This window comes from Saccharothrix stipae (genome assembly GCF_054781895.1).
This window is the reverse complement of sequence record NZ_BAAGTN010000008.1, coordinates 648,172-669,765: the sequence shown is the minus strand read 5'-3', so window position 1 is coordinate 669,765 and position 21,594 is coordinate 648,172. Positions and strand designations below refer to the sequence as shown.

At 70.5% G+C, this 21,594-nt stretch carries 22 protein-coding genes; 8 read left to right on the top strand and 14 right to left on the bottom strand.

The window, feature by feature from the left end; translation table 11 throughout:
• Positions 1–4: 4 nt before the first annotated feature.
• Both ACYVLT_RS19920 and ACYVLT_RS19915 read right to left on the bottom strand, forming a co-directional pair.
• Positions 5–643, bottom strand: a complete 639-nt coding sequence (locus ACYVLT_RS19920; RefSeq protein ID WP_461121692.1) for a LysE family translocator — start codon at positions 641–643, stop codon at positions 5–7.
• Positions 644–700: 57 nt separating this feature from the next.
• The gene (locus ACYVLT_RS19915) at positions 701–1,414 is read right to left on the bottom strand and encodes a 3-keto-5-aminohexanoate cleavage protein (protein ID WP_461121691.1); all 714 of its coding nucleotides are present in this window, start codon (positions 1,412–1,414) and stop codon (positions 701–703) included.
• Positions 1,415–1,440: 26 nt separating this feature from the next.
• Here ACYVLT_RS19915 and ACYVLT_RS19910 point away from each other — a divergent pair, with 26 nt between their 5' ends.
• Entirely contained in the window at positions 1,441–1,851 is a 411-nt protein-coding gene (locus tag ACYVLT_RS19910) for an SWIM zinc finger family protein (protein ID WP_461121690.1), read from the top strand.
• Here ACYVLT_RS19910 and ACYVLT_RS19905 read toward each other — a convergent pair.
• The gene (locus ACYVLT_RS19905; RefSeq protein WP_461122251.1) at positions 1,832–2,338 is read right to left on the bottom strand and encodes a GNAT family N-acetyltransferase; all 507 of its coding nucleotides are present in this window, start codon (positions 2,336–2,338) and stop codon (positions 1,832–1,834) included. The genes ACYVLT_RS19910 and ACYVLT_RS19905 overlap by 20 nt on opposite strands.
• 162 nt (positions 2,339–2,500) lie before the next feature.
• Between ACYVLT_RS19905 and ACYVLT_RS19900 the strand changes: the two genes are divergently transcribed.
• The gene (locus tag ACYVLT_RS19900) at positions 2,501–2,953 is read left to right on the top strand and encodes a phosphatase domain-containing protein (protein ID WP_461121689.1); all 453 of its coding nucleotides are present in this window, start codon (positions 2,501–2,503) and stop codon (positions 2,951–2,953) included.
• 135 nt (positions 2,954–3,088) lie between these two features.
• On the top strand, positions 3,089–5,047 hold the full coding sequence (locus ACYVLT_RS19895; RefSeq protein ID WP_461121688.1) for a GTP-binding protein: 1,959 nt from the start codon (positions 3,089–3,091) through the stop codon (positions 5,045–5,047).
• A 23-nt stretch (positions 5,048–5,070) separates the two neighbouring features.
• Here the strand turns inward: ACYVLT_RS19895 and ACYVLT_RS19890 are convergent, their stop codons facing one another.
• Positions 5,071–5,736, bottom strand: a complete 666-nt coding sequence (locus ACYVLT_RS19890) for a TetR/AcrR family transcriptional regulator (RefSeq protein ID WP_461121687.1) — start codon at positions 5,734–5,736, stop codon at positions 5,071–5,073.
• Positions 5,737–5,806: 70 nt separating this feature from the next.
• Here ACYVLT_RS19890 and ACYVLT_RS19885 point away from each other — a divergent pair, with 70 nt between their 5' ends.
• A complete protein-coding gene (locus ACYVLT_RS19885; protein WP_461121686.1) occupies positions 5,807–6,571 on the top strand; it encodes an SDR family oxidoreductase in 765 nt (254 codons plus the stop codon).
• A 382-nt stretch (positions 6,572–6,953) separates the two neighbouring features.
• Here ACYVLT_RS19885 and ligA read toward each other — a convergent pair whose 3' ends face one another.
• Genes ligA through ACYVLT_RS19870 form a run of 3 tightly spaced genes read right to left on the bottom strand, consistent with a single transcriptional unit; the run spans position 6,954 to position 10,697 of the window.
• Positions 6,954–9,125 carry an NAD-dependent DNA ligase LigA gene (gene ligA / locus ACYVLT_RS19880; RefSeq protein WP_461121685.1) on the bottom strand — a complete coding sequence of 724 codons (2,172 nt, stop codon included), beginning with the start codon at positions 9,123–9,125 and terminating at the stop codon, positions 6,954–6,956.
• Between the two features lie 31 nt (positions 9,126–9,156).
• On the bottom strand, positions 9,157–9,807 hold the full coding sequence (locus tag ACYVLT_RS19875; RefSeq protein ID WP_461121684.1) for a hypothetical protein: 651 nt from the start codon (positions 9,805–9,807) through the stop codon (positions 9,157–9,159).
• A complete protein-coding gene (locus ACYVLT_RS19870) occupies positions 9,804–10,697 on the bottom strand; it encodes a LysR substrate-binding domain-containing protein (protein WP_461121683.1) in 894 nt (297 codons plus the stop codon). Before ACYVLT_RS19870 ends, ACYVLT_RS19875 begins: the two co-directional genes overlap by 4 nt.
• Before the next feature lie 11 nt (positions 10,698–10,708).
• Between ACYVLT_RS19870 and ACYVLT_RS19865 the strand changes: the two genes are divergently transcribed.
• Positions 10,709–11,557 (top strand): YeiH family protein, encoded by an 849-nt coding sequence (locus ACYVLT_RS19865; RefSeq protein ID WP_461121682.1) that lies wholly within the window; start codon positions 10,709–10,711, stop codon positions 11,555–11,557.
• Here the strand turns inward: ACYVLT_RS19865 and ACYVLT_RS19860 are convergent.
• From ACYVLT_RS19860 to ACYVLT_RS19850, 3 genes are read right to left on the bottom strand one after another with little or no spacing between them, the layout of a single operon-like run.
• On the bottom strand, positions 11,533–12,279 hold the full coding sequence (locus ACYVLT_RS19860) for a succinate dehydrogenase/fumarate reductase iron-sulfur subunit (protein ID WP_461121681.1): 747 nt from the start codon (positions 12,277–12,279) through the stop codon (positions 11,533–11,535). The two genes, ACYVLT_RS19865 and ACYVLT_RS19860, sit on opposite strands and share 25 nt — an antisense overlap.
• Complete coding sequence (locus tag ACYVLT_RS19855) at positions 12,276–14,189, bottom strand: fumarate reductase/succinate dehydrogenase flavoprotein subunit (RefSeq protein ID WP_461121680.1); 1,914 nt, start codon at positions 14,187–14,189, stop codon at positions 12,276–12,278. Before ACYVLT_RS19855 ends, ACYVLT_RS19860 begins: the two co-directional genes overlap by 4 nt.
• A 1-nt stretch (position 14,190) precedes the next feature.
• Positions 14,191–14,820, bottom strand: coding sequence for a succinate dehydrogenase cytochrome b subunit (locus ACYVLT_RS19850; RefSeq protein ID WP_461121679.1), 630 nt, complete (start codon positions 14,818–14,820; stop codon positions 14,191–14,193).
• A 72-nt stretch (positions 14,821–14,892) separates the two neighbouring features.
• Between ACYVLT_RS19850 and ACYVLT_RS19845 the strand changes: the two genes are divergently transcribed.
• Both ACYVLT_RS19845 and ACYVLT_RS19840 read left to right on the top strand, forming a co-directional pair.
• The gene (locus tag ACYVLT_RS19845) at positions 14,893–15,798 is read left to right on the top strand and encodes a LysR family transcriptional regulator (RefSeq protein WP_461121678.1); all 906 of its coding nucleotides are present in this window, start codon (positions 14,893–14,895) and stop codon (positions 15,796–15,798) included.
• An 11-nt stretch (positions 15,799–15,809) separates the two neighbouring features.
• A complete protein-coding gene (locus ACYVLT_RS19840) occupies positions 15,810–16,313 on the top strand; it encodes a GNAT family N-acetyltransferase (protein WP_461121677.1) in 504 nt (167 codons plus the stop codon).
• A 257-nt stretch (positions 16,314–16,570) separates the two neighbouring features.
• On the opposite strand, the gene ACYVLT_RS19835 is transcribed toward ACYVLT_RS19840, so the two are convergent.
• Positions 16,571–17,611 carry a methionine synthase gene (locus ACYVLT_RS19835; RefSeq protein WP_461121676.1) on the bottom strand — a complete coding sequence of 347 codons (1,041 nt, stop codon included), beginning with the start codon at positions 17,609–17,611 and terminating at the stop codon, positions 16,571–16,573.
• A 201-nt stretch (positions 17,612–17,812) separates the two neighbouring features.
• On the opposite strand from ACYVLT_RS19835, the gene ACYVLT_RS19830 reads away from it, so the two are divergent.
• A complete protein-coding gene (locus ACYVLT_RS19830; RefSeq protein ID WP_461121675.1) occupies positions 17,813–19,171 on the top strand; it encodes a glycoside hydrolase family 18 protein in 1,359 nt (452 codons plus the stop codon).
• A gap of 184 nt (positions 19,172–19,355) precedes the next feature.
• Here the strand turns inward: ACYVLT_RS19830 and ACYVLT_RS19825 are convergent, their stop codons facing one another.
• The 3 genes from ACYVLT_RS19825 to ACYVLT_RS19815 form a co-directional block, all read right to left on the bottom strand.
• Positions 19,356–20,027 (bottom strand): hypothetical protein, encoded by a 672-nt coding sequence (locus ACYVLT_RS19825; protein ID WP_461121674.1) that lies wholly within the window; start codon positions 20,025–20,027, stop codon positions 19,356–19,358.
• Positions 20,028–20,103: 76 nt separating this feature from the next.
• Positions 20,104–21,348, bottom strand: a complete 1,245-nt coding sequence (locus ACYVLT_RS19820) for a tyrosine-type recombinase/integrase (RefSeq protein ID WP_461121673.1) — start codon at positions 21,346–21,348, stop codon at positions 20,104–20,106.
• 15 nt (positions 21,349–21,363) lie between these two features.
• Complete coding sequence (locus ACYVLT_RS19815; RefSeq protein ID WP_141980987.1) at positions 21,364–21,576, bottom strand: helix-turn-helix transcriptional regulator; 213 nt, start codon at positions 21,574–21,576, stop codon at positions 21,364–21,366.
• Positions 21,577–21,594 lie beyond the last annotated feature (18 nt).

The following is a 21,594-nucleotide window of genomic DNA, read 5'->3' as shown; positions in this document are numbered from 1 at the left end:
GGGGTCAGGGGTTGCGGCCGGTGGTGGCGATGGTGACGCCCAGGCCGATCATGGTCACGCCGCCGAAGCCGCCCACCAGGGCCAAGCGGCGGGGTGAGCGGGCGAACCAGCCGCGGGCGGTGGCGGCGGCCAGGCCCCAGACGCTGTCCGACGCCACGGCGATGACGTTGAACACCAGGCCGAGCACGAGCATCTGCACCGCCACGCTGCCCTGCGCGCGGTCCACGAACTGCGGCAGCACGGCGGCGAAGAACACGATCGTCTTGGGGTTGGCCACGCCGACCGCGAAACCCTCCCACAACGTCCGCAGACCGCCGCGCGCCGGACCACCCCCGGTGAACGACGCGTGCAGAGCCCCCCGCTGCCGCACCGCCTTCACCCCCAGGTACACCAGGTACGCCGCGCCGACGAGCTTCAGGGTCGTGAACACGACCGCCGACCGCTCCACCACCGCACCGACACCGAACGCGACGGCCACGACGAGGGCGTAAGCACCGAGCGTGTTGCCCAAGACCGTGATCAGCGCGGCACGCCTGCCCTGCGCCAACGCCCGGCCGACCACGAACAGCACGCTGGGTCCGGGGATCACGATCAGCAGGAACGACATGGCCGCGAAGGCGATGAGCCGGTCAGTGGACACCATGGCATTACGAAACCACGGCGAACACCCGCTCTACCAGTGCTTTTCGCCGCACCGGCGTCAGAGCCCAAGGGCCAGCCGCACGAGCTGCGCGTTGTCCACGGCGGTCGTGCCGTCACGTGCGGTGAGCGTGTCCTCCAGCCCGATACGGGTGTCGAGCCCACGGGACAACGCGTGGTGCAACACCGGCCACGCGCTGTCATCCTCGCCGTGCAGCAGGATCGGCACCCCCAGCGGCCCGAGCAAGTCGAGCAGCCGTTGCGCGTCGGCCGTCGTCTCCCCCGGCCGCACCTCGGCCAACACCCGCACGGTCCCCGCCGGCACCCCGCCGTCCACCAACGTCCGAGCGGCCCGCTCGTGGAACACGCCCAGCTCGATCCCGACACCCGCGTCGCGCAACGCGGCGGCGACCTCGCGCCAACCGTCCTCGTGGACGTTGACCGAGGCGAAGTCCGGACGTCCGGCGGCCAACCCCGCCCACCCGCGCACCAGCTCCGCCCGCCGCACCGGGTCCGGCACGATCCACGCCCCGGTGGTCACGCCGATCTCCGCGTGCGGCACCACGACCCGCACCACCGAGACCGCGGTCGCGACCTCCGGACCGGCCAGCACCTCCAGCCCGACCACGTCACGGGGGTGCACGTGGAACGACGTGACGCCCGACTCGGCGCACGCCGCGGCGTCGGCCGCCAGCTGCTGCGGGGTGATCGGCAGACTAGGGTGGCTGCCCGGCTCACGGGCGCCGTTCAGACAAGCCTGGAGCACGGAACCCACCGAACCACAAGGTGTTGGATACCGCCATGCCGACGCTGACCCCAGCCCTGCTGCGCCACCACGCGGGCGCCAAGTCGTACTGGCGCGGGCTGACCTACCGGGACTCCGTGGTCGAGTTGGCGGTGCGCTCGCGGCACGTGGAAGGCGTCGTGGTCGGCACGGCCGAGTACCGGGTCGCGCTGCACTGGGAGGGCACCCACCTGGCGGGCACCTGCACGTGCCCGTACGGGTCGCAGGGCTTCTTCTGCAAGCACTGCGTCGCGGTCGGCCTGGTGCTGCTGGAGCGCGACCTGACCGTGCCGCCGCCGGACGCGGAGGACGAGGAGCTGCGCGTCCGCCTCGCCGAGCTCGACCACGCGACGCTGGTGGAGCTGCTCTACGACCGGGCCGCGCGGGACCGGTCCCTGCGCGACGAGATCATGCGAGTTCGAGGCTGAACCCGAGCGCGGTCACGTCCACGCCCGGCACCGGCCGCCAGTCGCGTTCGGGCAGCCGCTGGAACCCCAGCCGCTGGTAGAGCCGGTGCGCCGTGGTCATGTGCTCGGAACTGCTCATCACCAACCGCCGCGCGCCGAGCTCGCGCGCCCGCACGATCACCGCCCGCACCAACGCCTCGCCCACACCCCGACCGCGGGCGGACGGGCTGACCGCGAGCATCCGGAACTCCACCTCGCCGTCCCGGCTGACCTCGGCGTACGGGGTGCCGGGCCGGACCACCGTGACGGTGCCGAGCACGGTCTTCTCCACGTCCACCGCCACCAGCAGTTCCGCCTCGCGGGCCCGGGTGCGCGTATCGACGAGCGTGTCGGCGTACCCGCCGGTGTGGCTGTCGATGTGGCGGTCGGCTCGGTAGGCGGCCACGGTGATCGCACCCGCCGCCGCCCACTCGTCTTCCCGGGCGGGCCTCACCACGATGTCGGCCATCTGGTTCCTCTCCACGTCATCGGACGTCCCGATTGTCGTCGGAGACCACTGCGGGGGAAGGGGTTCGATCAAGTTTCAGGCCGGATGTGGGGCCGGATGCCCGGTGCCACGTCCACGTCGACCGCAGGACTGCGGGCGCGACGGTACCGGGATGATGTCGGGATGACTCTTCCCGGTGCGATCGAACTGCCCGACGGCGCACGCGTGCGCGGCCGCGGCCTGCGGAACCCGACGCCCGAGGGCACGCCCGACTACGCGCTGTACCTCGGTTCGCCTCGGATGCGACGCGACGTGATGGCGCGCGCGGACGCGCCCTCGTGGGCGCACGAGTGGGTCGAGTGGCCGGACTTCCGGCTGCCCAGGTCGCCGGAGCACGCCGTGGCGATGATCCGGGACCTGCACGCGCGCGCCGTGGCCGGTGAGCAGGTCGAGGTGGCGTGCGGCGGCGGCGTGGGCCGAACCGGCACGGTGATCGCGTGCCTGGCCGTGCTGGCGGGCGTCCCATCGGGTGACGCCGTGGCGTGGACGCGGGCCAACTACAACCGGCGCGCGGTGGAAACGCCCTGGCAGAAGCGCTGGGTCGGGCGCTTCCCGGACGTGACGTCGAGGCGTTAATCGGTTGCCGGGCTTCCCGCCCGGCTGTTTTGGTGGCCGTCGTCCCCGTCGTCGGACCGAGGAGAACCGCCGTGCCGCCTGTCATGCCCTTCCAGAAGGTCGTATTCGCCTGTCTCGAAGAGGACATGACACTTGGTGCGAACGCTGAACTTGGGGATCCTGGCGCACGTCGACGCCGGTAAGACGAGCCTGACCGAGCGGCTGCTGCACGCCGCCGGTGTCATCGACGAGGTCGGCCGCGTCGACGACGGCACCACGCAGACCGATTCGCTGGCCCTGGAACGGCGGCGCGGCATCACCATCAAGGCCGCGGTGGTGTCGTTCGACGTGGACGGCACGACGGTCAACCTGATCGACACACCCGGTCACCCGGACTTCATCGCCGAGGTGGAACGGGTCCTCGGCGTGCTCGACGGCGCGGTGCTGGTGGTGTCGGCGGTCGAGGGTGTGCAGGCGCAGACGCGGGTGCTGATGCGGGCGTTGCGGCGGTTGCGCATCCCGACGCTGGTGTTCGTGAACAAGGTCGACCGGGGTGGGGCGCGGCCCGGTGCCGTGCTGCGGGACGTCGCCGACTTCCTGACGCCCGCCGTGGTCGCGATGGGGCGGGTGCGTGGCGCCGGCACCCGTGCGGCTTCGGTCGTGCCGGGGATCGGGGGCGGCGCGGTCGAGGGTGGCGCGGTCGAGGTGTTGGCCGAGCACGACGACGCCGTGCTGGCCGCCTACGTCGAAGGGCGGGCGACGCCCGACCTCGGGCCGGTGGTGGCGGCGCAGACGCGGCGTGGCGCGGTGCACCCGGTGTACTTCGGCTCCGCGATCACGGGTGCGGGTGTGCCGGAACTGCTGGCCGGGGTCGCGCGGATGCTGCCCGCGTCGTCCGGTGATCCCGACGGGCCGGTGTCCGGGTCGGTGTTCAAGGTGGAACGCGGGCCGGCCGGTGAGCGGATCGCGTACGTGCGGATGTTCTCCGGGACGGTGCGCGTGCGTGATCGCGTGCCCGGCGGGGGGAAGGTCACCGCGTTGAGCGTGTTCTCCCGGGGTGGCGCGGTGCAGCGCGATGCCGTTCACGCCGGGCAGGTGGCGAAGCTGTGGGGGTTGGAGGACGTCCGGATCGGTGACGTCCTCGGCGTGCCGCCGCCGTCGTCTTCGTCGGGGCACCGGTTCGCGCCGCCCACGTTGGAGACGGTCGTCGTGCCGTCGCGGGACGCCGATCGGGCCGCGCTGCACGCGGCGCTGACGCAGTTGGCCGAGCAGGACCCGTTGATCGACCTGCGGCAGGACGGCGTGCGGCGGGAACTGTGGGTGTCGCTGTACGGCGAGGTGCAGAAGGAGGTGTTGCAGGCGACGTTGGCCGACGAGCACGGGCTGGCGGTGGAGTTCCGCGAGACGACCACCATCTGCCTGGAACGGCCGGTCGGGGTGGGTGCGGCGGTGGAGACCATCGGCGCCGGGGGAAACCCGTTCCTGGCCACGGTGGGGCTGCGGGTCGAGCCGGGCGACGGGGTGGCGTTCCGGCTGGGCGTCGAGCTCGGGTCCATGCCGTTCGCGTTCTTCAAGGCGGTCGAGGAGACCGTGCGGGAGGCGCTCGGGCAGGGGCTGTGCGGGTGGCAGGTCACCGAGTGCGCGGTGACGATGACGCATGCCGGGTACTGGGCGCGGCAGTCGCACGCGCACGGGACGTTCGACAAGAGCATGTCGAGCACGGCGGGCGACTTCCGGTCGTTGACGCCGTTGGTGTTGATGTCGGCGCTGCGCTCGGCCGGGACCGAGGTGCTCTCGCCCGTGCACCGGTTCACGTTGGAGGTGCCGGGTGACGTGCTCGGTGTGCTGACGCCCGCGATGGCGCGGTTGCGGGCGGTGCCGCTGAGCAGCGTGCCGCGTGGGCGGGTGAGCGTGGTGGAGGGCGAGATCCCGGCGGCGTTCGTGCACGGGTTCCAGCGGAGCCTGCCCGCGCTGACCCGTGGCGAGGGCGTGCTGGAGACGTCGTTCTCGCACTACGCGCCGGTGCGGGGCGTCGCGCCCGTGCGCGCGCGTTCGGATCAGAACCCGTTGAACCGCAAGGAATACCTGCTGCGGGTGACGCGGCGGACCGACTGAGTGCGGCGGTCGACCGCGCACGTTCACCGGTTCGAGCCGCGGGCACGTGTCCGGGTACCGGCTTGGGTGACGCCGAAGGCGGCAGCGAGCGCTTTCGCGATGACGTCGGGCAACGAGGTCCGCCCGTCGTCCTCGGCCCAGCGCACCAGGGCCGTGTGCATGGCCGCGAGGCAGGCGCTGGCCGCCGCTTGGGCGTGGAAGGTCGTGTCGGGATCGGCGGTGTCGTCGGGCACGAGGGCGCCGACGATCGCCTGCTGGAGGGCGTAGGAGTTGTCGAGGTGCTTGGCGCGCAGGGCGGGCGTCGAGATCATGAGCTGGAGGCGGGCGAGCAGGAACCTCTCGCCCGCCCCGAGCTCGTTCCCACCACCGCCGCTGTCTCGGTCGCCGGTCAACGTCGCGGCCGCGTCGATGAGCGCGCTGCCGATGCGGCGCACCAGGGGCTGGTCCGCGGACGACGCCGCGATCCGCTCGGCGATGAGGCGGCCGTGCTGGTCGACCAGCACGAGGTCTTCCTTCGTCGGGAAGTGCCGGTACACGGTCATGGGCGAAACGCCCGCGGCTTCGGCGACATCGGTGACGGTCGTCGCGTCGTAACCGTGCTGCGTGAACAACCGCACCGCGTGCGCCTGGATCGTGCGCTGGGTCTCGGCTCGCCGCTGCGCTCGCAACGTTGAGGGCTGGTCGGGCACGTGATAGACACTACCTCAGTGGTAGTGACTACCAATTTGGTAGCCGCTAACAATCCTTGGGGGCACCGGCATGGCCGACCTGACCGGCAAAACGGCACTCGTGACGGGCGCGTCGCGCGGTATCGGACGGGCTATCGCGGCCCGACTCGCGGCGGGTGGCGCGATGGTCATCGCGCACTTCGGCACCGACGAGGACGGCGCGACGGCAACGGTCGCCGAGATCGAGCGCACCGGCGGAACCGCCATCGCCGTCGGGGCGGAACTGGGCGCCGACGGCGATGTCGAGACGCTCTTCGCGGGAGTCGAGGCAGGTCTGGCCGGGCGGCCACTCGACATCCTGGTCAACAACGCCGCGGCCACCCCCGCCGGCCCTCTCGGGGCCACGACGAGGGTCGAGTTCGACCACCTCTTCGCGGTGAACGTGCGGGCGCCGTACTTCATCATCCAGCGGACCCTGCCCCTGCTCCGCGACGGCGGGCGCATCATCACGATCTCGTCCGCGGCAACCCGCATGGCCAATCCCGCCCAGACGTCGTTCGCCATGACCAAGGGCGCGGTCGAGACGATGAGCCTGACGTTGGCCAACCAACTCGGCGACCGCGGCATCACGGTGAACGCGGTCGCCCCCGGCGCCACGCGGACACCGGCCAACGGGGCGATCTTCGAACCACCCGGCCTGGCCGAGTTCATCGCCGGCGCGACAGCCCTCGGCCGACTGGGCGAGGCCGACGACATCGCCGACGTGGTCGCCTTCCTCGCCTCCGACGCCGCCCGCTGGATCACCGGCCAGGTGATCGACGCCAGCGGCGGCCTGTTCCTCGGCCCACGCGCCTGATCCAGGCCCACCTGCCCCGCTCAAGGTCCACGTGCCGGTCCGACTCCACGTGCGCGGTCCAGGTGCCCGGTCCAAGGTGCCCAGTCCAGGCCCAAGTCACGTACCCGGTCCAGGTGCAGGTGCCCGGTCAAAGTTCGCGTGCCTAGTCCAGGTCTATGTGTGCGATCGGGGTTCGCCGCCCGATCGCGGTCACGGCTGGATGGCGGGTGGTGGTCAGGGCGGAGGGGTGGTCGGGGACGGGGTTGGTTGCCGGCCTCGTTGTTTCAACCGACGTTCGAGGTTGGGGATAACGGTGTTTTGGTTGGTCGATTTGGCATGATCACTCGATCGTGTTTGGGATGGTTCGGGAAAGTGCTGGTCAGGGCGGTGGGCAGGTCGGCGGTTAGGGTTTTGGTGTGGTGGACTCTTCCTCCGGTTCAGGGGTGGGGTCTTCGGTGACCTTGGCGACCTTGACCGCGGCGTCGGGGCCTTCCGTCAGCAGGATCCGGAAGCCCGGTTCGTCCAGGACCGGGACCTTGAGCTGGAGTGCCTTGTCCGCCTTGGAACCCGGCGACTCACCGACCACGACGAACGCGGTCTTCTTCGACACCGAGCCCGCCGCCTTGCCGCCGCGTGACAGGATCGCCTCCTTCGCCTCGTCACGCGAGAACGTCTCCAGCGAACCCGTCACCACGATCGACAACCCCTCCAGGTTGCGGGGGATCGAGGTGTCGCGCTCCTCCGCCGTGCGCACCCCCGCGGCACGCCACTTGTCCACGACCACCTGCCGCCAGGGCGTCTCCACCCACTCGCGCACGGCCGTCGCGATCGTCGGACCCACGCCCTCGGCGGCCGCCAGCTCCTCCTCCGTGGCCTCGACGATGCGCTCCAGGGAACCGAACTCCTGCGCCAACGCACGGGCCGCCGTCGGGCCCACGTGCCGGATCGACAGCGCCACCAGGACTCTCCACAGTGGACGCTGCTTGACCGTCTCCAGGTTGTCCAGCAGCTTCACGGCGTTCGCGGTCAGCTCACCGTCCTTGGTGCGGAACAGGTCGACCTGCGCCAGCTTGTCCGCGTCCAGGTCGAACAGGTCCCCCTCGTCGCCGTACACGGGCGAGTCGACCAGGGCCGCCGCGGCCTCGAAGCCGAGCACCTCGATGTCCAACGCCGACCGCGACGCCAGGTAGGCGAGCCGCTCGCGCAGCTGACCCGGGCACCCGGCCGCGTTGGGGCAGCGGATGTCGACGTCGCCCTCCTTCATCGGCCGCAACACGTGCCCGCACTCGGGGCAGGTGAGGGGCATCTCGAACTCGCGCGCGTCGTCCGGCCGGGCGTCGATCACCGGGCCGAGCACCTCGGGGATCACGTCGCCGGCCTTGCGGATCACGATGCGGTCGCCGATCAGCACGCCCTTGCGCTTGACCTCGCTGGCGTTGTGCAGGGTGGCGCGCGCGACCGTGGACCCGGCGACCTTCACCGGTTCCATCACCGCGAACGGCGTCACGCGGCCGGTGCGGCCGACCTGCACCTTGATGTCCAGCAGGGTGGTCGTGGCCTCCTCCGGCGGGTACTTGAACGCGATGGCCCACCGCGGCGCGCGCGAGGTGCTGCCCAGGCGCCGCTGCGACGACACCTCGTCGACCTTGATGACCACGCCGTCGATCTCGTGCACGGCGTCGTGCCGGTGCGCGCCCCAGTACTCGACGTGCTCGCCGATCTCCTCGAACGTGCTCAGCACCTTGGTGTGCGAGGACACCGGCAGCCCCCACGCCCGCAGCGCCTCGTACGCCTCGGACTGCCTGGTCAGCTCGAAGCCCTCGCGCTTGCCGAGGCCGTGGCAGATCATCCGCAGCCGGCGTGACGCGGTGATCTTGGGGTCCTTCTGCCGCAACGACCCGGCGGCGGTGTTGCGCGGGTTCGCGAACGGCGGCTTGCCCGCCTCCACGAGGCGCGCGTTGAGCTCCAGGAAGTCCTCGACCGCGAAGAACACCTCGCCGCGCACCTCGACCAGCGCGGGCACGGGGTACTCCTCGGTCCCGGTCAGCGTCTCCGGCACGTTCTCCAGCGTCCGCACGTTGAGCGTGACGTCCTCGCCGGTCCGCCCGTCACCGCGGGTCAAGGCCCTGACCAGCCGCCCGTCCTGGTAGAGCAGGTTGATGGCCAGCCCGTCGATCTTGAGCTCGCACAGGAAGTGGGCGTCGGGGCCGATCTCCTTGCGCACGCGCTCGTACCAGCCCTGGAGCTCGTCGGGCGAGAACACGTTGTCGAGGCTGAGCATCCGCTCCAGGTGGTCGACCGCCTTGAACTCGGTCGAGAACGTGCCGCCGACGAGCTGGGTGGGCGAGTCGGGGGTGGCGAGGCCGGGGTGCGCCTGCTCCAGCGCGGCCAACTCCCGGAGCAACGTGTCGAACTCGCCGTCACTGACCGTCGGCGAGTCGAGGACGTAGTAGCGGAACTGGTGCCCGCGCACCACCTCGGCCAGCGCGGCGTGCCGGGCGCGCGCGTCGGCGGGCACGTCCTCGACGCCCTCGGCGAGGGCCTGGGTCGGGTTCAACGGGTCGTTGCTGGTCACGGCATGAGCGTAACCAGGGGGTCCGACAATTTCAGGAGGGATCCTCGACCATCGCCCGGACCAGGTCGCGCAGTTCGAGCAGGCCGATCGTGCCCTCCGGCTCGGTGGCCGCGGTTTCCACCCGGCCCAGCCGTTCGCCCGCCAGTCGCTCACCGAGAGTGACGTCCAGGGGCAGGAACGTCATGGTCTGCCTGGCCTTGTCGTCCAGGTTCGCGAACTCGGGGTGGTAGACCGCGACGTCGACCAGGCCGTCGGAGACCTGCGCGACCACGCGGACGTCGGCGAGCCGGATGCGGCGGGGGCCGAGGTTGATGGTGACGGCCGTCGGGTCGGGCACGGCGGGCACCGAGTCGTGGTACTCCCAGATCATGTCCTCGGACGGCGCGGCCTTGATCCACGCGTCGGTGTAGGGGCGCAGCTTGGGGTCTTCCCGGCTGGTGATCACCAGGGCGTAGATGGCGCGGTGGCCGCGTTCGAGGGAGAACTCCAGGTCGGGGTGCATGCCGGCGACCAGCGCGCCCAGTTCGCCCTCCACCCGGTACGACTCGCCGTCGCCGAGCGCCGCGCTGACGGTCGGCAGCAGCTCGAACCACTCCTGCCAGAACGCGACGGCGGCCTCGTCCGGGTTGGGCAGGTGGACGGGCGCGGGCTCGGGTTCGGTGCGTCGGCGCAACCAGCTCATGGCCCCATTGAACTACGGCGGGTGGCGACCGCGAGGAGTTCCGCGGCAGGTCCCACGAGCTTGCGCCCGCCCGGCCACACGGCGCGCAGCACGCGGCGCAGGTCGAGTTCGACGGGCACTTCGACCAGTCGTCCTTCGGCGAGGTCGACGGCGACCGCGAGCACGCTCAGCACGGCCGGGGCGACACCGGCGACCACCGCGCCGCGCACCGCGGTGGTGGAGCCGAGTTCCAACGCGGGCGGGCACGCGTCGGGCAGCGCCCGGTCGAGGGTGTCGCGCGTGCCGGAGCCGCGTTCGCGCATCACGAGCGGTGTGGCGGCCAGTTCGGCGGGGGTGAGCGGTCGCCGGCCGCGGGACCACGGGTGGCCCGGGGCGACGACCAGCGCGAGCCGGTCCACGGCCGTTCTGCGGGACGAAAGGCCTGGTGGCGGTGGTCCTGGGGCTTCGACGAAGCCGAGGTCGACCGCGCCGTCGCGGACGAGGGTGCCGACGGTCTCCGAGTTCGTCACCCGCAGGCCGACGCGCAGGTCGGGCCGGGTGCGGCGCAGTTCGGCGATCCAGCCGGGCGCGAGGTGCTCGGCGACGGTCATGCTCGCGGCGACGCGCAGTTCGGCCTCCTGCGCCGCCCGCAGCGCTCGCGCGCCCTCCACCAGGCCCGCGACCTCGTCCAGCACCCGCCGGGCCCGTTCGGTCACCACCACGCCCGCGGGCGTGAGCGCGGAGCCGCGCCGTCCCCGGTCCACCAGCACGACGCCGAGTCGCCGTTCCAGTGTGGACAGCCGCTTGCTGGCCGACGGCTGGGCGATGCCGAGCTCGTCGGCGGCCCGGCCGAGGCTGCCCAGCTCCCCGACGAGCACCAGCAGGCGCAGCGATTCGAGGTCTGGGGTCATAGCCACAGGGTATGACCCCAGACCTCATGTCCGGCTACCGGAAGCGGTCGCGGGGACGGAGGGTGGTCGGTGTGCTGATCGCCGCGTTGGTCCTGGGTGTGCTGGTGGGTGGACGCCTGCCGGACCTGGCCGGCGTCACGCGGGTGCTGTTGCGCACGGGGGTGGTGCTGCTCGGTCTGCAACTGTCCGCAGTGCAACTTCTCACTTTGGGACCGGGCGTTCTGGTGGCGATCGTGGTCACCGTCTCGGTCACGTTCTTCGGCACCGTCCTGCTCGGCCGCCTGCTGCGCCTGCCCCGCGGCCTGTGCGTCCTGGTGGCCGGCGGTTTCTCGATCTGCGGCGCGTCGGCCATCGCCGCCGTCGAGGGCCGGGTGGACCGTGAGGACGAGCACGTGGCCACGAGCGTCGCCCTCGTCACGCTCTACGGCACGCTGGCGATGGTCGCGCTGCCGTTGCTGGGCGCTTCACCGCAGTGGATCGGGTTGAGCGTGCACGAGGTCGCGCAGGTGGCCGCCGCCGCACCCGCCGGCGGCCTGGCGACGGCCATGGCGGTGAAGCTCGGCCGGGTGGCGTTGCTGGTGCCGATCGTGGCCGGTGTGGGCGGGCGCGGCGCGCCGCCCGTGCCCGGTTTCCTGCTCGGTTTCCTGGCGTTGATGCTGGTCAGCCCGTTGGTGCCGACCGGTGTGCTCGATGTGGCCAAGACCGTGACGACGGTGGTGCTGGCCGCCGCGCTGTTCGGTCTGGGCACGTCGGTCCGCCCCAGGGCCCTGCTGCGGACCGGCCCCAGGGCGCTCCTCCTGGGGCTGCTCTCCACGCTCTTGGTGTGCGGGACGGGTTACATGTCGCTCTTGGTGGTGTGAGCGCGCAGCAGGTCGGCGTTCAGGCGGGCGATGGTGGTCAGCGGGATGCCCTTGGGGCACGCCGGCGTGCACTCGCCGGTGTTCGTGCAGCCGCCGAAACCGGACGCGTCGTGCTCGGCCACCATGTCCCGCGCCCGCGAGTACCGCTCCGGTTGCCCCTGCGGCAGCACGCCCAGGTGCGTGGCCTTCGCGGCGGTGAACAGCATGGCGGACCCGTTGGGGCACGCCGCCACGCACGCGCCGCAGCCGATGCACGCCGCCGCCTCGAACGCCGTGTCCGCGTCCGGCTTGGGCACGGGGGTGGCGTGCGCGTCCGGCGCGGACCCCGCGGGCACGCTGATGTACCCGCCCGCCGCCACGATCCGGTCGAACGCGGAACGGTCCACGACCAGGTCGCGCACCACCGGGAACGGCTCGGCGCGCCACGGCTCCACGGTCACCACGTCGCCGTCGCGGAAGTGCCGCAGGTGCAGCTGGCAGGCGGTGGTGGCCCGCTCCGGCCCGTGCGCCATCCCGTTGATCATCATCCCGCACATGCCGCAGATGCCCTCGCGGCAGTCGTGGTCGAAGGCCACCGGGTCCTGCCCGGCCGTGATCAACCGCTCGTTGAGCACGTCCAGTGCCTCCAGGAACGACATGTCCGGCGACAGGTCGTCCACGGCGTACTCCACCAACCGCCCGGTGGCGCCGCTCTGCCGCCAGATCCGCAGGGTCAGCTTCATGAGTAGCTCCGGGTGCTCGGCGTGACGTGTTCGAAGACCAGCTCTTCCTTGTGCAGCACGGGCGGTCGGCCGACGCCCGTGTACTCCCAGGCGGCGACGTAGGAGAAGTTGGCGTCGTCGCGCAACGCCTCACCCTCCGGGGTCCGGCTCTCCGACCGGAAGTGCCCGCCGCACGACTCCGCGCGGTGCAGGGCGTCCACGCACATCAGCTCGGCCAGCTCGAAGAAGTCCGCGACCCGGCCGGCCTTCTCCAGCTCCTGGTTCAGCCGCTCCCCGGTTCCCGGCACCTTCACCCGCTGCCAGAACTCCTCGCGCAGCTCGGGGATCCGCTCCAAGGCCTTGCGCAACCCCGCCTCGTCGCGTTCCATGCCGCACTCGTCCCACATCAGCCTGCCCAGCTCGCGGTGGAACGACTCGACCGTGCGGTCACCGTCCACGGCCAGCAGCGTCTTCACCCGGCCGCGCACCTCGGACATCGTGTCGGCGACGACCGGGTGGCCGTCGTCCAGCGGCTCGAACGGCGCGTCCGCCAGGTAGTCGCCGATCACGCCCGGCAGCACGAAGTAGCCGTCCGCCAAGCCCTGCATCAGCGCCGACGCGCCCAGCCGGTTCGCGCCGTGGTCGGAGAAGTTCGCCTCGCCGATCACGTACAGGCCGGGGATCGTGGACCGGAGGTCGTAGTCGACCCACAATCCACCCATCGTGTAGTGCACGGCCGGGTAGATGCGCATCGGCGTCCGGTACGGGTCGTCGCCGGTGATGCGCTGGTACATCTCGAACAGGTTCCCGTAGCGCTGTTCGACGGCGAGCGCGCCGAGGCGTTCGACGGCGTCGGCGAAGTCGAGGTACACGCCGCGCTTCTCGTCGGAGATGTTCTTGGCCGCCCTGGACGCGATGTCGCGCGGCACGAGGTTGCCGAAGGCCGGGTACATGCGCTCCAGGAAGTAGTCGCGCTCGGCTTCGGGGATGTCGTTCGGCGCACGCGTGTCGTGCGGGTCGCGCGGCACCCACACCCGGCCGTCGTTGCGCAGCGATTCACTCATCAAGGTGAGCTTCGACTGGTGGTCGCCGCTGATCGGGATGCACGTCGGGTGGATCTGGGTGAAGCACGGGTTCGCGAACAGCGCACCCCGCCGGTGCGCCCGCCAGATCGCGGTGGCGTTGCAGCCCTTGGCGTTGGTCGAGAGGTGGAACACGTTGCCGTAGCCGCCGGTGGCGAGCACGACGGCGTCCGCGAAGTGGGTCGACACCGCGCCGCTGACCAGGTCGCGCACGACGATCCCGCGGGCTCGGCCGTCCACCACGACCAGGTCGAGCATCTCGGTGCGCGGGTGCGTTTCGACGCGTCCGGCGGCGACCTGCCGTTCCAGCGCCTGGTAGGCGCCCAGCAGCAGCTGCTGCCCGGTCTGGCCGCGGGCGTAGAAGGTGCGGGAGACCTGGGCGCCGCCGAACGACCTGGTGTCCAGCAGGCCGCCGTACTCGCGGGCGAACGGCACGCCCTGCGCCACGCACTGGTCGATGATCTCGACGCTGATCTGCGCCAACCGGTGCACGTTCGACTCGCGTGCGCGGAAGTCGCCGCCCTTGACGGTGTCGTAGAACAGCCGGTGCACGCTGTCGCCGTCGTTGCGGTAGTTCTTGGCGGCGTTGATGCCGCCCTGGGCGGCGATGCTGTGCGCGCGGCGCGGGCTGTCCTGGTAGCAGAACGACTCGACCTGGTAGCCGAGCTCGGCCAACGTCGCCGCGGCCGAACCGCCCGCGAGGCCCGTGCCGACCACGATCACGCTGCGGTTGCGCCGGTTCGCGGGGTTGACCAGCCGGGCGGAGAACCGGCGGCGGTCCCAGCGGTTCTCGATCGGCCCGGCGGGCACGCGTTGGTCGACGATCGGGGTGCCCTCTAGATAGGTCATGTCAGCTCACCAATCCGGTGAAGACGGCGAAGGGGACGGAGAGGAATCCGGCGCAGATCACCACGGCGACACCGAGGCCGATCACGCGCGAGGTGGTGACGCCGAGCGTCTGGGTCGCGCTCCACACTCCGTGGCGGATGTGGAAGCCCAGGGCCAGCACGGCGACCGCGTACGCCAGCACCACGTACCAGTGCTGGAAGTCGGCGACCACGTTGGCGTGGATCTCGCCGGGCACGCCGTTCGGGTTCAGCCACCCGACGGTGAGGTCGAGCAGGTGGTAGACGACGAACAGGGCGATGATCACACCGCCCCAGCGCATGGTGCGGGCCGCGTAGCTGCCCTGGACGCGCCTGCGGTGCTCGTACCGGCCCTTGGCCCGGCGCGCTCGCGCGGTCAGCTGGTAGGCGGCGACGAAGTGCAGCGCCACGCAGGCGAGCAGGGCCGCCCGCGTCGGCCAGACCGCGCCGATCTCGCGCAGCCAGCGGCCGTAGCCGTTGATCGCGTCCGCGCCGGAGAAGACCGTGAGGTTGCCGAGCATGTGCACGACGACGTACAGCAGCAGCCCGGCGCCGGTGACCGCCATGACGACCTTCTTGCCGACGGTGGTGCGGTAGAGCCCGATCGTGTCCACGTCGACGACGCTAGGAACGGGTGTGACGAGTCGTCCAATACATCGTGAACTGCCTGAAGATAGCCTGGGGCTATGACGCTCCAGCAGCTCGTGTACTTCCTGGCAGTGGCCCGGACGCGGCACTTCACGCGTGCGGCGGCGGAGGTGCGTGTGGCGCAGCCCTCATTGTCCAAGCAGGTGCACGCGCTGGAGAAGGAGCTGGGCGCGGAGCTGTTCAGCCGGGCCCGGGGGAACGTCACGTTGACGCCCGCGGGTGAGGCGCTGCTGCCCGTGGCGGCCCGGATCCTGTCCGATGTGGACACGGCGCGGCTGGAGGTGGCCGAGCTGGTGGGGCTGCGGCGCGGGCGGGTGCGGGTGGGTGCGACGCCGAGCCTGTGCGGCAGCATCTTCGCGGACGTGATCAAGCGGTACCACGACGCGTACCCCGGTATCCAGGTGTCGGTGACCGAGGGCGGGTCGCGTGACCTGGTGCGGGCGTTGGAGGCCGGTGAGCTGGACCTGGCGCTGGTGATCGTGTCGCCGGCGGACGCGGATCGGGCGTTGACCGTGGTGCCGGTGCTGCGGGAGGAGCTGGTGGTGGCGTCGGCCGCGCCGCTGGGTGTGCCCCGGATGACGTGGACGGAGCTGCGCGAGCACCCGTTGGTGATGTTCCGGCCGGGGTACGACCTGCGGGAGACGACGTTGGCGGCGTGTCGGCAGGCGGGGTTCGAGCCGCGGTTCGCGGTGGAGGGCGGGGAGATGGACGCCGTGCTGCGGTTCGTGGAGGTGGGGTTGGGGGTGGCGATCGTGCCGAGCACGGTGCTGGCGGCGCGGTCGTTGCACGGGACGCCGCTGGCTCCGACGACCACCCGCACCGTGGCGTTGGCGCACCGGACGGACGTGGCGCCGACGTCGGCCGGGCGTGCGTTCCAGAGCGTGCTGCTGGCGTTCCTGCGCGGGGCGGAAATGCCCTCGGGGGTGCACCTGGTGGGGTCGTAGGGTGTCGGATCGTGCTGATCCGACGCGAGACCGCCGCCGACGTGCAGGCCATCCACGACGTGACGGAGGCCGCGTTCGCGGCGAGACCCGGTGGCGAGGTGCGCCTGGTGGGTGAGCTGCGGGCCGACGCCGGGTGGATCCCCGCGCTGTCCCTGGTCGCCGAGGTGGGGGGTGCGGTGGTCGGGCACGTCGTGTGCACCCGCGGCAGGGTCGGTGAGTCCGCGGCCCTCGGCCTGGGTCCGCTCAGCGTCCTGCCGTCGCACCAGCGTTCGGGCGTGGGCAAGGCCCTGATGCACGCCGTCCTGGGTGCGGCGGACGCCCTCGACGAACCGTTGGTGATCCTGCTGGGCGACCCGGCCTACTACTCCCGCTTCGGCTTCGTGCCGGCGTCGACGTACGGCATCACCCCGCCCGACCCCGCCTGGACCCCGTACTTCCAGGCCCGCACCCTCTCCGCCTACACCCCTGCCCTCACCGGCCCTTTCACCTACGCCACCCCCTTCACCACCCTCTGACCCCCGCGCGAGTCCTACGTTCAGAACGCGCGTGTCCTACGTTCAGGTACCCCGAGTTCAACACTCAGGACGGCGGGCCTTGTTCTGAGCGTTGAACTCGGGTGTTCCGAACGTAGGACACGCGTGACGCGAACGTAGGACACGCGCGACCTGAGTGTTGGACTCGCGCGCGGTCGGGTGACGGTGCAGGGCTTGGCGCAAGCGATTGCGCCGGTCGGCGCCTCATTCGGGCGGAAGGCCGGCGCCGGCCTCGCGGGTCACCAGTCCTCGGGCGGTTCCACGAACGCCTTGCCGACGTCACGGATCAGCGCCAGCGCCCGCCGCACCCACTCGTCGCTCGCGCCCGCCATGCCGCACGTGGGCGTCGGCACGGCATGCGTGCCGAGGATCGAACGCGGGAAACCGAGCCGGTCCACCAGGTCCAACGCGGGCTGGGCCAGCGACCTGAGCGCCTGCCTGGCCTGCTGCGGCGTCCGCTGCGCCTGCCGCGTCGCGGGGTCGGTGCTCGGCGCCAGGCCGAGGAACAGCTGGGTCTTCTCCTCCCACGCCTCGCCGATCTCGTCCCACGTCGTCTCGTCCAGGATCGTGAGGTCGAACGAGACGGCCCGCGCGCCCGCCTGGCGGATCAACGTGATGGGCGGCCGAGGCGCGCAGCAGTGCACGATCACGTCGGCGTCCACGGCGTCGATCACGGTCTGGAGCAGGGCGCGCGCGTCCGGCTCCGGGACGGCGGCGACCGTGCCGAGCTTGGACGGCGTGGGCAGCAGGCCCTTGAGCACGGCGGGCAGCGCCGGTTCGTCCAGCTGCACGACGACCTTCGCGCCGGTGCGCTTGGCGACCTCGGCGACGTGCCGGTTGAGCCCTTCCACCAGGGACTGGGTGAACTCGCGCAACGCGCCCTTGTCGGTGAGCACGCGGTGGCCGCGCAGCAGTTCGACGCTCGCGGTGAGCGTCCACGGCCCGGCGGCCTGCACCTTGACCACCGGCGGCGGCGCGGGCTCCGCGACCTCCTCGAACGCGTCCAGGTCGCGGCGCATCAGGTCCACCGCCCGCCGGTGGTCGCGACCGGGGTGCGCGGCGGTCCGGTAGCCGGACGGGACCACCTCGACCGGCAGGTCGACCAGGAGCGCGGCGGTGCGGCCGATCATGTCCGCGCCGACACCCCGCGCGGGGAGTTCGGGCAGGTGGGGCAGGTCGGGGAGTTCGCCGAGAACGATCCTGGCGGCCTCCAGCGGGTCGGTTCCGGGTAGCGAGCCGATGCCGGTTGCGGCGCCGGCGGACCAAGGGAGGGCATCCACCCGGACAGTCTCCCACCACCGCCGATCCGCCGTTCGGGACCGAAAAGGTCTAGACCCATTGACGACATGGTCCAGTCCACCTACGGTCACCTTGTCGGTGCCGACAGTGGTCGAGGGCACCGCCACGACGTGGTGTGGGGGCGTGCCGCGCCCCGCGCTCCCGCACCACTCCCACCCCGTTCCCCCTGCACGGGAGTACCGATGTCCCTCAAGCGCAAGGGCCTGGCCGCGCTGGCGGCAGGCGTCACCGCGGTCGTCACCGCCGGTCTGCTGCCGGCCGCCCCCGCGGGCGCCGCGCCGACCCCGACCGCGGTCTTCACCCAGGACTCGACGTGGAGCTCGGGTTACCAGGGCAAGTTCACCGTCACGGCCGGGTCCGGCGCGGTGTCGGGGTGGAAGGTCGAGTTCGACCTGCCGGCCGGCAGCACGCCCGGTTCGTACTGGGACGCCACGCTGACCAGCAGCGGCGCGCACCACACGTTCACCAACCGTGAGTACAACGGCAGCCTCGCGGCCGGCGCGTCCACGTCGTTCGGGTTCCTGGTCAACGGCACCGGCCTGCCCGCCAACTGCAAGCTCAACGGCCAACCCTGCGCCGGCGGCACTACCACCACTACCACCACTTCGACTTCGACTTCGACTTCGACTTCGACTTCGACTTCGACTTCGAGTCAGCCACCTCTACCGGGCAGCCTGAAGTCCGCGCCCTACGTGGACATCACCATGCCGACGCCATCGCTGGAGTCGGTCGCCCGTGCCACCGGCCAGAAGGTGTTCACGCTCGCCTTTGCGCTGGCGGACAGCAGCGGCTGCAACCCGTCGTGGGGCGGCACGATCCCGTTGCAGGACAGCCGGATCATCAACGACGTGCGTGCGCTCAAGGCGTTGGGCGGTGAGGTGATCGTGGCGACCGGCGGCGCCGCCGGGCCGTACCTGGAGTACTCGTGCCCCACCGCCGACGCGTTGTTGGCGGCGTACAAGAAGGTGCTCGACGCGGTCGGCAGCAACCACCTGGACGTCGACGTCGAGGCCGCCATCCCGCACGACATGGTGAACACGGCGTTGAAGCGCCTGCAGACCGAACGCGGCACGTCGATCAGCTACACGATGCGCGTGCAGGGCGACGACTACGGCATGGACCCGTACTCGGTGCAGATCCTGCAGAACGCGGCGGCCAAGGGCCTGACCGTCCTGGTGAACCCCATGACCATGGAGTTCGGCTCCTCGCGCCCGGACTGGGGCGACGCCGTCATCGCCGCGGCCGAGAGCAGCCTGCGGCAGATGAAGCAGATCTGGCCCGCCAAGTCGGACGCGGAGCTGAAGCGGCTGCTCGGCGTCACCCCCATGATCGGCCGCAACTTCAACGGCAAGGTCTTCACCCAGGCTCACGCGCGCAAGCTGGTGGCGTGGGCGAACACGAACCGGATCGGCCTGCTGGGCTTCTGGTCGGTCGGCCGGGACAACGGCACCTGCCCGGGCGGCGGCATCTCGCCGACGTGCAGCAGCATCAGCCAAACCCAGTACGAATTCACCAACATCTTCAAAGGCTTCACCGCCTGACCTGCATAAACGTTGACGGTTGATCTTGTCAGGCCGTCATCAGGCCGTCCGGGGTTCACGCCGTGGGCCGGAACACCCGACCGAGCCCGCGCGTAGCTCGACGGCAGGAGGTGGGTGTACGTCCTCAGCGTGACCCCGGCCTCCACCACCGACTTCCGCCCTTCACCCGACCGACCGAGAACGGTCAGCCAACTAGCGTCCACTGTCCGCAGTTCTGACTGGTGAAAGCACCGTCTGAGACGTAGACCGTCACCGTCAACTCCTTCGCAGCAGTCACGAAGTTGTTGTCAATTATGGCCCCGTCCGGGCTCGTCCGCTCCCAATAGCAGTCCCGCACAGCCGCCATCGTCTTGTAAGTTCCCGGCTTGATGTCATCCGGTACGAAGTATGAACCGTTACCGTAGTTGCGCTTGACAGTGCCGTTCATCGCGTCTTGAAGCAAAGGCATGTGCTGCGGGCAGAACAACGGGACACCAGCTTCGAAGATACCCTTCTCGGACTTCCACTCAATCTCCATCCGCTGCCCGTGAGTGAGGTTGGGAGTCTTCGCTGGGCCGTCGAACTCTGCGCAGATGTACTTCACATATCCCGCAGGACCGTGATATTTCCTATCAGATACCGTGAAGTCGCCCGGGTTTGCCCATCCCTCTTTCAGTGCTCGCGCGTCGAACTCCTCCTCCGGAGTGAGAGGAAGCTTAGTAGTGGTCTTCACCGGCGCGGCGCTTGTCGTCGTCCGCGATGGAACAGCACTTGACGTGACGGAACCAGCGCCAACCGTCGCCGTCGTTGACGAGCCCGAGCAAGCCGCAAGTAAGAGTCCCGAGCACATGACTAGAATCGCCAAACGGCTGTACATAAAAGCTCCTTCGAGTGCTGTACTTGCAGATCGCCACTACATGACCTCCCGTTACAGCACAGAGGAATGCTCACCTTCATGCCGTCCGGGGTTCACGCCGGGGACGGAACACCCGATCGACCGCCGACCGAGCCCGCGCGTAGCTCGACGGCAGGAGGTGGGTGTACGTCCTCAGCGTGAACCCCGGATCTGCGTGTCCCAGGTACTCGGCGAGTTCCTTGATCGAGACGCCCTGGGCGAGCAGCGTCGAGGCGTAGAAGTGCCTCAGCGCGTGCATCCCGTCCCCCTTGGTCGTGTAGGTCAGTCCGGCCTGCTTGAAGGCCGGGATCCACGCCACCCCGTTGAAGGCACTCCCCGAGTACGGCACGCCCTGGTTGCCGACCATCAGCAGCTTGACCGAGGTCGGTCGCCCGGACGGTTCCAGCCACGGAAGGGTGACCGTGACCAGCTTGAAGTTCTCCGCGTAGTCGTCCAGCGCCTGGAGTACGCCCTTCGACAGCGGCACCACGCGGGCCTTGTCCCCCTTCGGCGGCGCGAACACGAGCTGCTTGTCGATCACCCTGATCTGCCGCGTGACGTTGATCAGCATCTCTTCGCGGTTCACGTCGTCCAGGGAGAAGCCCAGGATCTCCCCTTGCCGCAGACCGCACCCGGCTCCGAGCACGGCCGCGGGCTTGAACCGAGCCTGCAACGCGAGCTGCACCGCCCGTAGCCGCGCCTCAGTCCACGGGACGAGCTTCCGAGCGCTGGGCTTCGGCTTCTTGACGCTCTGCGCCTTGCACGGGTTGACCCGGATCTTCCGGTCCTCGACGGCCGCGCCCAGGATTGACGACAGGGTGTCGAAGTAGACCGCCTGCGTAGAAGCCTCAAGCTTGCGATCCCGGAGCCAAGCCAGCCAATTCCGCACCATTTCCGCGTTGACCGAGCCGATGGTGCGTGTCTCGAAGAACGGGTAGAGCTGGCTCTTGAGCCGACTCCGCAGCGTCTGTTGGGTCGCCGCATCCTGCGACTGGCCCTTGAGCCAGTTCTCCGCGTAGGTCCTGAAGTTGACTCTCCCGGCGTCCTGATCGATGTAGGTGCCCGACAAAACGTTGTGCTGCATCTCGGTCAGGAACGCCTGCGCCTTGCGGAGCTGCTTGTCCGGGAACGACTCGGACTTCTCGTTGCCGTCCGGGTCGAAGTACCGGACCTTGTACCGGTCGCCCTTGCCCCACCTCTCCGGGTCGCGTTCCTTGGTTCGCTTGCCCTTGGCGTCGAGTACCGGGACGCCGTTCTCATCGCGCTTGACCCGCATCCAGCGATCCTGGATGTGTCCTGCCATGACGTTCCCCTCTTGCTAGGCCGCAGCCGGGTCGGTTTCCTGCTCGTCCAGCCAGTCCCGGACGTCCTCCGGGCGGTAGCGGACGTGCTTGCCGAGGCGGACGAAGCGCGGGCCGTAGCCCTTGTGCCGCCACTGGCGCAACGTGGTTTCCGGAAGGCCCAGGAAGTCCGCGAGGTCGGTCGGCTTCCAGAGCACTTCGATGACGATGTGACGCGGTCGATCGGACATGACTCCCCCAATTCCCCT